The organism is Candidatus Binataceae bacterium (genome assembly GCA_035308025.1).
Classification (GTDB): Bacteria; Desulfobacterota; Binatia; order Binatales; family Binataceae; genus JAJPHI01.
In genome coordinates, this window is the sequence record DATGHL010000040.1 from 26112 (window position 1) to 38302 (window position 12191).

Genomic DNA, 12191 nt, shown 5'->3' on the forward strand with positions numbered 1-12191 from the left:
CAAGCATCGCAAGAAAAAGCGCGCGTGAGACAGTGGGAGGGTGAAATCCCCCTTTGACCGGGTTGCGGCGATGGTTCATGATAAAGAAGATAATCTAAGTCATCTATTCTTCGGCCGCTCTTTGGGAGGGTGCGAGAATAGATAATGCAGGAGATATTTATGGCAATTCGACTAGGTGGCATAGCTCCCGATTTCACGCAGGAATCTACCGAAGGCGCGATTCACTTTTACGAATGGATCGGCGACCACTGGGCGGTGCTGTTCTCACATCCGAAGGATTTCACGCCGGTCTGCACGACCGAGCTTGGGATCGTCGCGAAGCTGAAATCCGAATTCGACAAGCGCAACGTCAAGGTAATCGCGGTTAGCGTGGATGACGTCAAGTCGCACAACGGCTGGGTCGGCGATATCGAGGAGACCCAGCGCACAAAGATGAACTTCCCTATTTTGGGCGACGCCGACAAGAAAGTCGCGACCTTGTACGAGATGATTCATCCCGATCTTAGCGATACGACGACGGTGCGCTCGGTCTTCGTGATCGATCCCAAGAAGAAGATTCGGTTGATGATCACCTATCCGCAGAGCACCGGACGCAACTTCGCGGAGATCCTGCGCGTGATCGATTCGCTGCAGCTCACGGATAATTATTCGGTCGCGACGCCGGGTGACTGGAAGGACGGCGAGGAGGTTGTGATCGTGCCCTCGCTGACCGACCCGAAGGTGATGAAGGAAAAGTTTCCGAAGGGCTGGCGCGAGGTCAAACCCTATCTGCGGATGACGCCGCAGCCCAACAAGTAACGCTACGCATCGATTAAAAAGGTCCGGCCATGAATTGGCCGGACTTTTCATTTTGGGGTGTCGGCATGGCAAAATACGCTCGACGATGAGCGATACGGAGACGTAGCGACGAAACCTGCGGAATGCGCGGGCGCGGCGGTCGCGAAACTTGCCAATTTCGCCGCGCGCTGCAAGAGTGGGCCTCGCATTTTGTGTAGCGAGGCTTACTTAATGGCTAAGCAAAAGCTCTTTCCAGTAACCGTAGTGGGATCGTGGACGCGGCCGGAGTGGTTGGTGGCGGCCTTGCGCCGGCGCCAGGCGGGCGAGATCAGCGCGGAGGAGTTCAACCGGATTGCCGATGACGCGGTGCTGACCGCGATCAAGTATCAGGAGGACGCGGGCGTTGATATTGTTGCTGACGGCGAAATGCGCCGCGACAACTTCTACTCCTTCGTGGTTGAGAAGCTTTCCGGGATGCGCCTGATGAAGCTCTCCCAACTGCTCGATTACATGAAAGACCGCGCGGGTTTCGAAGAGATCCTGCGCGGGCTCGACGTGCCCGCCTTTGCGATCAAGAGCCCGATCGCGGTGGACAAGGTGCGCGGCGGCGAGGACGGCATCGCGCTCGACGAGGCGCGCTTCCTCAAAGCCCATACCAGCCGCCAGACCAAGGTCCCTATCCCGGGACCCTACCTGCTGACGCGTTCGAGTTGGTTCGAGGGGCTCTCGGACAAGACCTATCCGTCGCGGGAAGACCTGGCCAAGGACGTGGTTCAGATTCTGCGGCGGGAGATCGAGGGGTTGAAGCGGCTCGGGGTGGATTTCATCCAGCTCGACGAGCCCTCGATCTCGCAGGTCGTGTATGGCGACGAAGCCGAGCAGACCTTCATGTGTGCGGCGCTGGGCTCGCGTGCGGATCCAACCAGTGAACTCGAATTCGCGGTGCGGCTGGTCAACGAGACCGTCGCTGGCTTCAAGGATGTGCGCTTCGGCGTGCATGTCTGCCGCGGCAACTGGAGCCGCAAGGAAAATGTGCTGCTGACCGGCAACTATGGTCCGCTGCTGCCGTGGCTGATGCGCATGAATGTCGATCAGCTGGTGCTCGAGATGGCGACGCCGCGCGCCGGCGAAGTGGAAGTCTTCAAGGAATATCGCAACGAGAAGGAGATTGGGCTCGGCGTGGCGAATCCGCGCACCGACGAGATCGAGAGCCCCAGCGCGATCGTCAGCCGGGTCAAAGAGGTGCTGAAGTACTTCGATCCCGAGAAGATTTTTCTTAATCCGGACTGCGGTTTCGGCACTTTCGCCGAGCGTTGCGTGAATACCCCGGAGATTGCCTATCGCAAACTGCAGACGGTGGCCGCGGCCGCGGAAATCCTGCGCCGCGAATACGCCTGAACCTTAACGCGAGCGGAGATTAATCATGACCGAAGAAAAAGAACTCAATGGACTGCGGGTCAATAAAATCACCTCGATTCTCGACTCGATGCGCGATGATCCCGAGGTCCTGAAAGCCGTCACCGGCCCCTGGAAATCGCGCGTGGTCTGGCAGGGCGGCTTCAAGGCCAAGGCCTATATGCGCAAGCACGTGGTGCAGATGGACGAACCGGACGGCCTCGACGCCAGCGACTCTGCCGCGAGCGCGCATGAGCAGGTGCTCGCGGCGATGGGGAGTTGCCTGACGGTAGGCTACGTCCTCAACGCCACCAAGCGCGGAATCAAGATTCACGACCTCGAGATTGCGCTCGAAGGCAATTTCGAGAATATCCTGAAGTGGGCCGGGCATGCGCCGGCCGGCAATCCCGGTTATCCGACGATCACCGCGAAATGCTTCGTGCGGGCTGACGCTGACGAAAAGACTCTGCGCGAACTCTGGCAGGCCGCGATCGACGGTTCGCCGGTGACGCAGACGATCGCGCGCCCGACCAAGATTATCCCCGAGTTCGAGAAAGTCTGAACTGGGATTAGTCGCTTTCTCATTCTTGACGGCGTTGTGTGAGGCTTTCGGCGCCGCCGCGACGCTTGAGGATTAGAGTGCGCGGACGGCGTTGCAAATGTGATCGGGCTGTGCGAAACAAACACGCAGTTCCCACGAAGTAAGGGACTAGACGCGAACGGGGAGGTTGTTGATATGGGAATGGCTGCTGTCTTGATGCTGTTGCGCTGGGCGCATTTTCTTTTCGGCATCACCTGGATCGGACTGCTCTACTACTTCAATTTCGTACAGACGCCATTTTTCGCCGAGACCGACCCGCCGGTCCGCAGCGGCGCGCAGCAGAAGCTGTTGCCGCGGGCCCTGTGGTGGTTTCGCTGGGGCGCGATGGGCACCATCATCGCCGGCCTGGGCTACTTTTTTATCTGGCAGTCCGGACGGGCGTTTCAATCGTGGCACGTGGCGATCATCACCGGCGGCACAATGGGCATCCTGATGTGGGCCAACGTCTGGTTCGTGATTTGGCCCAAGCAGAAGATCGTGATCGCCAATGCGATCGCGGTCGCGGGCGGCGCGCCGGCGAATCCCGCAGCGGCGGGGGCCGGACGTCGAGCGTCGATCGCCTCGCGCACCAACGTGCTGTTCTCAATCCCGATGCTCTTCTTCATGGGCGCCGCCAGCCACTATCCGCTTGCGCAGGTAATCACGCAGAACGCCATTTGGGAGTGGATTATAATCGTCGGCGGAATTATCGCGCTGGTTGAGCTCAATGCGTTGGTGGGCACTCAAGGCGCTACCAAGAAGCCGCTCGATTCGATTTCCGGGGTCATCTGGGCGGGCTTCATTCTGTGGATCGTTTTGACCGCGATCATCATGATGTTGTTCAGTTAAGCGTCTATAGACGACGGCACGACGGCCGCAGGCAGCAACTCGATTGTTGTCGGCGGCCGTCGTTTCTTTGGTGAGAAATAGCTAAACCTCAGTGGCGCGCGAGGACTTTTTCAACCGCTCGCAAAATGCTTGGGTTTACAGCATAGCGGAGGGGGCGATATGAGAGTCAGAATTCGCCCACGGGAGACACCTCGATGCCGCTGCTGAAAATCTATGCCCTGACCGCAATCGTCCTGACCTTCAAAATGGTTGCTAACTCCCTCGTGCAGGGGCGCGGACGGGTGAGCAGCAAAATCTTCACTATTCCTGAAGATGCGCCGCTGTTTGGCGGCAAACTCGAAACGAAAGAGGCGCCGTCAGTCGAGCGCGCGGCCAATTGCTGGCGCAACGACCTGGAAAACATTCCGATCTTCCTGATCCTTGCTTGGATTTATGTCGCCGCGGGCAATCTGTCGGTCGGCGCCTTTGAGCTTTATTGCGTGGTCTTCGTCATCGCGCGCATCCTGCATACGATCTTTTATATAAACGCGGTCCAGCCCGCTCGCACAATCGTATTCACGATTGGCCTGATCGCGATGATCGCCCTGACGATCCATCTGCTGATCGAAGTGGCGTTCGCATAATTAGCTGGCGAATATCGGATTAAGGCAATGGCTGTCGGCATCGGGATTGACGTTTACGGAACGCTGATCGATCCGTTACGGATGAGCGATCATCTGCGCCCGCTGACCGGCGACGCCGCCGAAGCGATCGCCGCGATGTGGCGCGCGAAGCAGCTCGAATATACTTTCCGCCGCGCCGCGATGGGGAGCTACGAGAATTTCGACATCTGCACGCGGGACGCGCTCCGCTTCGTTCTGGACAGTATGAAAATCGCGCTTGCAGAGCCCGAGCAGGTGCGCCTGCTCGAGGCCTATCAGAGCCTGCCGCCATACGCCGACGCGTTGGCCGGGCTGCTCGAACTAAGGCGCCGAGGCCATACCGTAGCGGCCTTTTCCAACGGGGTCGAGGCGACGCTGCGCAAACTGCTCGGCGGCGCCGGTTTGCTCGACCAGTTCGACGCGGTCATCAGCGTCGATGAGCTCAAAACCTTCAAACCGGACCCGCGGGTTTATCGCTATCTCGCAGAACGGCTCGGCCGTGAGCTCGACGCGACCTGGTTGATTTCGAGCAACGCCTTCGACGTGATCGGCGCGAAGAACGCGGGCCTGCGCGCGGCCTGGATCCAGCGCGATCCGGCGACGGTCTTCGATCCTTGGCCGCTGCGCCCCGATCTCGTGGCGAGCAGTCTGGAGCGGCTAGCTGCGCTGATGCCTTAAGCATCGCGGCCCGGCCGAGTTCACCGGGCCGCGAGCGCTTCAAAACAACCTGAAGGATAGGGCTACTTGCTCACGTGCATCGCAGCGCCGGCGCCGCGCGGCTCCGGATATTGGAAGGCCGGATCGTTCTTAAGCACCGGCAACACCTTCTCAGCGAAGAGCTTGAAGCTCTTCTCCAGCTTCGGGTAGGGCAGCCCCCCGAAAGCGAAGGTTCCGATCACATGTTCGAGTGGGACGGTATTGTGGACGTAGCGCAGCTTTTCCAGCACTTGCGCCGGGGTGCCAGCCGCATGCAGGCTCTTGAAGAATTCGACCGCCTTGGATTTGGCGTCCTGGTCGACCGCCAGCTTGGCATAAGTCTTTTCGAGCTTGGCGTAAAACTCGTAACCCTTGATCCCGCGCAGATGGCCGTCGGAGAAGTGATAGTGACTATCAATCGAGTCCCACATCGCTTCCATGTGCACGTGCCCGAGATCCGCGGCTTCCGCGGCGTCTTCCGAGACCAGCACGTTGAGCAAACTGATCGGCGGCCGCGGCGTGATATTGTTGGCGAGCGCGGTAGTCTGATAGCGCGCATAATCAGCCGCCGCGTCCTCCCAGCTGCGCTGCGCGATGATCAAAACGCCAAAGCCCAGTTTCGCCATGATCTCGGCTGACTCGGGGCTGACACTGGAGGCGTAAAAGCGATCCTCCGGATGGGAAATCGGGCGCGGCCGAATCTGAATCTCGGGAATCTTGTAGTACTTGCCGTCGAACGAGAAGCTCTCCTGCGTGAGCCCCTTGCGCACGATGATCGCGGCCTCGACGAAACGCTCGCGCGCCTCCTCCATGTTGATGCGGAAGCCGTCGTACTCGACCGTCGCCGCGCCGCGGCCGAAGCCAAAGATCGTGCGTCCCTTCGAGATCACGTCGAGCAGCGCAATCTTTTCCGCGACCTCCACCGGGTCGTGCCACGGCAACACGATTACCGCGGTGCCGAGCTGGATACGTTTGGTGCGCCCGGCGACATACGACAACAACTGCGTCGGATCCGGCGACATCGTATATCCGGTGAAGTGATGGTCCAGGCACCAGACCGAGTCGAAGCCCAGCCCCTCCGCCATCTCCATCAGTGAGAGTTCGTCTTGATAAGTCTCGAGGTCCGGCTTGCCGCCGAAGCTGGTCAGTTGGAGCGTCATTCCTACTTTCATTTTGGTCTCCCTGCGCGGATGCGTGTGAGCGTTCTCCGACTTTAGTGACGAATCGCCTAAAAAAGCAAAAGACTTCAATCCGATCGCGTGCCGGCGCTGGCGCAAGCGGAGCAGTTTTCGTATAAGAGGAGAGCAGATCCAACAGTAGCGCGGCTTACCGCGCAAATCGTTTCAGGCTTAGTCCTTACCACTCAGGAGGGAACTCACGTGGCGGAATTCGATCTACATATCAAAGGCGGAACAGTCGTCGATGGCACGCGGGTGCCGCGCTTTCACGGCGACGTCTGGATCAAAGACGGCGCGATCGCACAAATCGGCGGACGCGCGCCCGGCTTCGCAAAACAAACGATCGACGCGGACGGCTTGATCGTCGCGCCGGGCTTTGTCGATCTGCATACCCATTACGACGCGCAGATTCGCTGGGACCCCTATTGCACGATCTCCGGATGGCACGGCGTAACTTCCTTGGTGCTCGGCAACTGCGGGTTCGGTTTCGCGCCGGTCAAACCGGATTTCCGCGAGCGCTCGATGCTGACGATGACCCGCACCGAGGCGATTCCCTATGCCTCGATGAAGGCCGGGATGAGTTGGGACTGGGAGACAATTCCGCAGTACCTCGATTCGCTGACCCGCGCGCCCAAGGGCGTCAACTGCATTCAGTACATGCCGACCGCGTCGCTGATGATCTACGTGATGGGGCTCGACGCCGCTAAGAGCCGTCCGGCGACGGATGCCGAACGCGCCGAGATGCGCCGGCTGCTTGCCGAGGGACTCGACGCCGGGCTGTGCGGCTTTTCGATTCAGCGTCTCGGCCGTCATTCGGGTCAGGCCGATTACGACGGTTCGCCGATGGTCACCGATACGATGTGCGACGAAGACATCCTGAATCTCGCGCGCGTGCTGCGCGAGCGCGACGAGGGCTTCATCGAGATTACGCAGGCGACCGGACATATCAAGGAGGATCTCGCCTTTGTGGCGAAGCTCGCCGAGACCGCGCAGCGGCCCATCCTGTTTCAGGCGATCACCGCCAGCCCGAGCAATCCCGAGATTCATCGCAAGAGCCTCGCGTGGGTCGAGAAGATGCGCGCGCAGGGGCTGCCGGTCTTCGGGCAGGGTGGGACGGTGCGCAGCGGTTTCGCCTTTACGCTCGAGCACTGGAACCTTTATGACGTCTCGGCCGCGTGGCGCGATCTGTTGACCGGCACGAAGGAGGAACGCGCGGCCAAGATGCGTCTGCCCGCGATGCGGGAAGCGGCCAAGAGCGAGCGCGCGATGTACGCGCTCGACAAGAACGCCCCGGGAATCGGCGGCCGGCTGCCCAAGTTGATCGTGCAATGGGTCGAGAACAATCCTGAGCTCGAAAAGTATGTCGGCAAGTCGCTCGGCGCGATCGCGCAAGAGGAAGGCCGGCATCCGGTGGACGTCATGCTCGATCTTGCGCTAGCGACCGATCTCAAGGCCGAGTTCCTCCAGCCCGAGCCGAAGTTCAATGCCGAGTTCAACGCCGAGATCATCAATAACTCAATGTTCACTTTCCCGGGCGTCTCGGACGGCGGTGCGCATACGAAGTTCTTCACCGGCGGAGCCTTCACCACCGATTTCCTCCGCTGGCTGGTGCGCGACGAGGGTAGGGTCACGCTGGAAGAGGCGCATTACCGGCTCTCGGCGCTGCCTGCACACGCGGCCGGCTTTCGCGATCGTGGCGTGCTGCGCGAGGGCGCTGCGGCCGATGTCGTGGTCTATGATCTCAACGGTCTTGGCGTCGAGCCCGATTGGATCGGCGAGGTCGTCCACGACCTGCCGGGCGGGGAATGGCGTCGCGTGCAGCGGCCGAAGGGCTATCGTTCGATCATCGTAAACGGGGTCGAGACTTTTGCCGAGGGCAAGTGCACCGGTGCGACACCGGGCCAGCTCCTGCGCCACGGCAAAGCCTGATCGTTCTTCACATCGACGGCAAAATAATCGGGCGGTGCGCTGCACTGCCCGATTATTTTGCCAAATCGAGGGCGTGGAAGTTTCTGTTATTGCTCCAGCCCTTACAGATGCAAGAGACGAGCCGCGTTATCGTGCATCACTTTCGCGACGTCAGTGGCGGAGAAGCCGTACAACGCTTTCTTCATTTCGGCGACGCTTTTGGGCCATGGTGTGTCGGAGTGAGGATAATCGGAGCTGAACAGGACGCGCTCGGCGCCCCAGCGCTTGATGGCTTCGCCGATGAGCGAATCTTCCGATTCGACCGCCCAATGGAAGTGCTCGAGGTAGTCGAGAGGGTGTTTCTTTGGGCCGCTCAGATGGATGCGCGGGCCATTCAGCATCTCGCCGAATTCCCAGCCCTCCTCGAGACGGTCAAACAGATAGAGCGCGTAGCCGACGTTGCCTTCTTCGAAAATGAATTTGAGATTGGGAAAGCGGTCGAGCATACCGCTGTAGATGATCCGCGTGATCGCAATCATGTGCTCGAACGGATGGGTCAGCATCCACCAGATCGGGTAAGCGGGCGCGGGCTCTTCTACATTCCGGACAGTGAATACGCGTCCGGTGCGATTCAACCAACCGGTGCGCTCACCTGCGGCCGGATGAGTCTGATACGCCGTCAGCCCGTCGGAGTGGATGATGATCGGGACGTTCAACTCATTGATGCGGGCGAAAAACGGCTCGAATTCCGGCATATCCAGATTTCTCCCCCGCACGTTCGTACCGATCACCACGACCGGCATGTGAAGTTCCTTTACCGCGCGCTTCGCTTCGTCCGCCGCGGCGGCGGGATCCTGCATCGGCAGCGGCGCGGCGCCCAGGTAGCGGCTAGGCGCTTTGCAGGTCGCGATCATCTCGGCCAGTCCGTCGTTGTACTTGCGCGCGGTTTTGATCGCCACCTCCCGATCCGCGCCGTAAAAGACGTGCGCGGTGTGAAAGATCAGCACTTGCCTGTCGATCCCGTCGCGATCGAGATCCTCAAGGCGGCGGTCGAGATCCCAGAAGCTCCGGGCCGGAATAGCTTCTTTGCCGCCGCGCGGAATCATGCCGTTGGGTGGCGCAAACCGCAACCCGGTCTTATTGAATTCGAAGCCGTGGCCGCCGTCGGGAAGGATATTGACATGAAACGGGGTTCCTTCGAGCCCTTTTGTCACGGTTACGTGACTGTCTACGTCGATAACTTCCATGATATTTCCTCCCTGACAAATTCGGGCACGAGGGTAACCAAAGCCGGAATTTCCATCGAGGTTCCGTTCTCACCGTGTATACGGCATATCTGTTCAGTCACGCAAGCTTCGGGCCCGAGCCGCGCGCGATCTAGAAACTCAAAGCTCGTTTAATGCTGCTGAATTTCCGTCGCTACCAACCGTCCTGCTTACAAAGCTTGCCCCTGAACTGCAATCTAAGCACCAGCCGTCTGAATCTGAGCAGGCCATAAGGGAGACGCAGGCCGGGGTCATCGATTAAGGCATGGCGAGGATGCGAAAAGCGGCGCGATTATGGCGCGATGAAGCGCGCGCGGCCGCCGCACCAATCATAGCCGCGGGCCGGGCGGATTACTTCACCGTCGAGCCGCGCGAGTTGTTCGGACGCGAGGCGCCGCTCGAGCTGGAGATCGGCGCCGGGCGCGGCGACTTCATCCTTGAACGCGCCGCTGCGGCGCCCGAGCGTAACTTTCTCGCGATCGAGTTAGCGGCCACCGTCGCGCATCTCATGGCGGTGCGGGCGGGCCGGCGCGGCCTGAGCAATCTCCGCGTAATCCGGATGGACGCGCGTCCGCTGGTTCATCTGATGCTCGCGGCGGGCAGCGTCAGCGCCTGCCACATCTATTTTCCTGACCCGTGGCCAAAGGACCGCCAAGCCAAGCATCGGCTGTTCACGCCGGACTTTGCGCGCGGCCTCGTGCGCGTGCTCGCGCCTGACGCGCCGCTCTACGTCGCGACCGACGTCCAGAATTATGCCCGCGTGATCTTCCTGACGCTCGAAGCGGTGGGCTTTATCAGGACGGGAAGCACAGTGCCCGGAGCGTCACTCACCGGCTTCGCCAGGAAATTCATCGAAGAGGGCCGGCCGATCTATGCTGCCGCTTTCGTCGTAGGGTAGCGTCCTCATCCCCACAGATCGCAGAGATGGAGAACTCGGGAGCCGCTGCGAGTCATCAGGTGAAGCAGGGCCGGCACCCAGCGCGGCGGCATTTCGAGCGCGGCGGCGACCGTCGCCAGCAACGACAGGTCGTCGGCTCGCGAGAAGTTCAAAGTCAGCACGTTGAGCAGGCCGGGGGTAGGGTAGGGCATGAGCTGATGGGCTTCATCATCCGGGATTCCGGCCTTGAGGCGGGCAATCGCGATCGCGCGATCGAGGCCGCCCAGTTCGTCAACCAGCCCGTGCGCTTTGGCGGCGACGCCACTCCACACGCGTCCGCGCGCGAGGGCCTCGGTCGCGGCACCGTCGAGATTCCGCCCCTCGGCAACTTTAGCCGTGAAATTCGCGTAAATTTCTCCAATCGTCTGGTTGATTTGCGCCAGCTCGGCCTCCGTCATCGCGCGGGCGGGGGACAAGACGTCGCTGATCGGCGAGGACTTCGCCGACTCGATACCGATACCGAGCCGCTCGAGCAATGCCGGGACGCTGAACTTTGTATACACGACGCCGATGGATCCGGTGATCGTCGCGGGCTCGGCAACGATCGCATCGGCGCCCATCGCGACGTAGTAGCCGCCCGAACCGGCGACGTCGCCCATCGAGACGACGACCGGCTTGCCGCGCTTGCGCGCGTCGCGCACTGCCCGCCAAACCAGGTCGGAGCCGACGGCGGAGCCGCCCGGCGAATTGACCCGAAAGACGATCGCGCGGACCTTTTCGTCGCGCGCGGCGCGATGGATATCGCGCGCGACCTGCTCGCCGCTGAGGTACTCGCCGGACATCGGTCCGGCCCCGGTAACTACCGGACCGAGGCCGTGGATTAGCGCGAGGCGCGGCCGTCGCCCGTCATCGCTGCGGTAATTTAGATGGCGCAGATAGCGGGCGAGGCCGATAAATTTCTTTTCCGTTCCTTCGGGATCCAGTTCGTCGCGAAGGTCTTCGATATAGCCTGCGCGATCGACTAGGCCGGCCGCGCAGGCCGCCTGCACGGTGATAAAGCCTGCGCCGAGCAACTCTCGCGCGCGATCGACCGCGAGGTTGCGCGCCGCCGCGACATTCTCGGCGAGGATCGTGCTCCAATCGCCGACGATCGCTTCGAGGCTTTCGCGCAACTGCGGCGACATCGAGTCGCGGCTGAAGGTTTCGGCCGCACCCTTGTACTCTTTCCATTGCAGGGTCTGCGCTTCGACCCCGAGTTTGAGCAGCGCGTTTTTGAGAAAAATCGAGCCGACGCGAACACCCAGCATCAGGATAGCGGTGTCGGGCGAGACCACGATCTCGCCGGCGCCGGAGGCGAGCAGATAGTCGCGGACTGAAAGCGAATCGCCGCTCGCGATCGCCACCACGCGCTTTCCTGCGGCGACGGCGCTGCGTAGGAGATCGTGAATCTCCTGCGCGGTGGCGAGCCCAATTCCCGGCGCGGAAAGCTCGACGATAATGGCCTTCAGACGCGCGTCGTGAGCCGCGGCCTCGAGCGCCTGACGAATCTGGATCAGGGTTACGCTGCCGCGGTTGCGCAACTGTTCGAGCGGCGAGCGCGGTGCGTCTTCCCGCAGGCCGTCGGTGATGCGAAGCGTCAGCACCGCGTCGGCGGGAATCCGCGCCGGCCGAACGAGCAGTGCGTAGAAAACCGCTATCAGCGCCGCGGCCGCGAGCAGTGACAGCGCTCCCGTCACGTGCCATCCGCGCTCGAGCGCGATAGCGCCGAGCGCGATTAACGCGGCTGCAACGATTCCAAGGCGCGCACTGCGAGACAACCGCATCATGTTCAAACCTGGCAACTTCATCGGCTACTCTTTTCCTTGTGATCGCGGATTTCGCGCTCGGTAGTGTCGGGAAGTTGGTGGAAAAGTGAAAAGGCGTCAAGATCCGGCGAGTTGAGCCACAACTCACACCCGCTAGGCGGCGGGTGCCGGAGGATGACGCCATGGAAAGCGATAGCAGGGATGGAGGAGCAGGGAAAGC

Annotated in this window: 11 protein-coding genes; 8 read left to right on the forward strand and 3 right to left on the reverse strand. The window is 61.0% G+C overall.

Going from position 1 to position 12191, the window contains the following annotated elements; translation table 11 throughout:
* The first annotated feature begins 159 nt into the window (after nucleotides 1-159).
* The 6 genes from VKS22_11930 to VKS22_11955 all read left to right on the forward strand — a co-directional run bounded on the left by VKS22_11930 (nucleotide 160) and on the right by VKS22_11955 (nucleotide 4920).
* Nucleotides 160-798, forward strand: a complete 639-nt coding sequence (locus tag VKS22_11930; protein HLW71318.1) for a peroxiredoxin — start codon at nucleotides 160-162, stop codon at nucleotides 796-798.
* A 210-nt stretch (nucleotides 799-1008) separates the two neighbouring features.
* Nucleotides 1009-2175 (forward strand): cobalamin-independent methionine synthase II family protein, encoded by a 1167-nt coding sequence (locus VKS22_11935; GenBank protein HLW71319.1) that lies wholly within the window; start codon nucleotides 1009-1011, stop codon nucleotides 2173-2175.
* A gap of 25 nt (nucleotides 2176-2200) precedes the next feature.
* Entirely contained in the window at nucleotides 2201-2734 is a 534-nt protein-coding gene (locus VKS22_11940; GenBank protein ID HLW71320.1) for an OsmC family protein, read from the forward strand.
* 174 nt (nucleotides 2735-2908) lie between these two features.
* Complete coding sequence (locus tag VKS22_11945; protein HLW71321.1) at nucleotides 2909-3601, forward strand: urate hydroxylase PuuD; 693 nt, start codon at nucleotides 2909-2911, stop codon at nucleotides 3599-3601.
* Nucleotides 3602-3795: 194 nt separating this feature from the next.
* Entirely contained in the window at nucleotides 3796-4224 is a 429-nt protein-coding gene (locus tag VKS22_11950; GenBank protein HLW71322.1) for an MAPEG family protein, read from the forward strand.
* A 27-nt stretch (nucleotides 4225-4251) separates the two neighbouring features.
* Nucleotides 4252-4920 (forward strand): haloacid dehalogenase type II, encoded by a 669-nt coding sequence (locus VKS22_11955; GenBank protein ID HLW71323.1) that lies wholly within the window; start codon nucleotides 4252-4254, stop codon nucleotides 4918-4920.
* A 62-nt stretch (nucleotides 4921-4982) separates the two neighbouring features.
* On the opposite strand, the gene VKS22_11960 is transcribed toward VKS22_11955, so the two are convergent.
* On the reverse strand, nucleotides 4983-6110 hold the full coding sequence (locus VKS22_11960; GenBank protein HLW71324.1) for an LLM class flavin-dependent oxidoreductase: 1128 nt from the start codon (nucleotides 6108-6110) through the stop codon (nucleotides 4983-4985).
* 207 nt (nucleotides 6111-6317) lie between these two features.
* Between VKS22_11960 and VKS22_11965 the strand changes: the two genes are divergently transcribed.
* Nucleotides 6318-8045 (forward strand): amidohydrolase family protein, encoded by a 1728-nt coding sequence (locus tag VKS22_11965; GenBank protein ID HLW71325.1) that lies wholly within the window; start codon nucleotides 6318-6320, stop codon nucleotides 8043-8045.
* 101 nt (nucleotides 8046-8146) lie between these two features.
* On the opposite strand, the gene VKS22_11970 is transcribed toward VKS22_11965, so the two are convergent.
* Entirely contained in the window at nucleotides 8147-9271 is a 1125-nt protein-coding gene (locus VKS22_11970; GenBank protein ID HLW71326.1) for an amidohydrolase family protein, read from the reverse strand.
* 283 nt (nucleotides 9272-9554) lie between these two features.
* Between VKS22_11970 and VKS22_11975 the strand changes: the two genes are divergently transcribed.
* Nucleotides 9555-10187, forward strand: coding sequence for a hypothetical protein (locus VKS22_11975; GenBank protein HLW71327.1), 633 nt, complete (start codon nucleotides 9555-9557; stop codon nucleotides 10185-10187).
* Between the two features lie 5 nt (nucleotides 10188-10192).
* On the opposite strand, the gene sppA is transcribed toward VKS22_11975, so the two are convergent.
* Nucleotides 10193-12013: a signal peptide peptidase SppA gene (gene sppA, locus VKS22_11980; protein ID HLW71328.1), complete on the reverse strand. Its 1821-nt coding sequence runs from the start codon at nucleotides 12011-12013 to the stop codon at nucleotides 10193-10195.
* Between the last annotated feature and the right edge of the window lie 178 nt (nucleotides 12014-12191).

What these genes read in the sequence shown, in the direction of transcription:
- VKS22_11930 (HLW71318.1), top strand. Translation starts at nt 160, where the DNA reads ATGGCAATTCGACTAGGTGGCATAGCTCCCGATTTCACGCAGGAATCT.
- VKS22_11935 (HLW71319.1), top strand. Translation starts at nt 1,009, where the DNA reads ATGGCTAAGCAAAAGCTCTTTCCAGTAACCGTAGTGGGATCGTGGACG.
- VKS22_11940 (HLW71320.1), top strand. Translation starts at nt 2,201, where the DNA reads ATGACCGAAGAAAAAGAACTCAATGGACTGCGGGTCAATAAAATCACC.
- VKS22_11945 (HLW71321.1), top strand. Translation starts at nt 2,909, where the DNA reads ATGGGAATGGCTGCTGTCTTGATGCTGTTGCGCTGGGCGCATTTTCTT.
- VKS22_11950 (HLW71322.1), top strand. Translation starts at nt 3,796, where the DNA reads ATGCCGCTGCTGAAAATCTATGCCCTGACCGCAATCGTCCTGACCTTC.
- VKS22_11955 (HLW71323.1), top strand. Translation starts at nt 4,252, where the DNA reads ATGGCTGTCGGCATCGGGATTGACGTTTACGGAACGCTGATCGATCCG.
- VKS22_11960 (HLW71324.1), bottom strand. Translation starts at nt 6,110, where the DNA reads ATGAAAGTAGGAATGACGCTCCAACTGACCAGCTTCGGCGGCAAGCCG.
- VKS22_11970 (HLW71326.1), bottom strand. Translation starts at nt 9,271, where the DNA reads ATGGAAGTTATCGACGTAGACAGTCACGTAACCGTGACAAAAGGGCTC.
- VKS22_11975 (HLW71327.1), top strand. Translation starts at nt 9,555, where the DNA reads ATGGCGAGGATGCGAAAAGCGGCGCGATTATGGCGCGATGAAGCGCGC.
- sppA (HLW71328.1), bottom strand. Translation starts at nt 12,013, where the DNA reads ATGAAGTTGCCAGGTTTGAACATGATGCGGTTGTCTCGCAGTGCGCGC.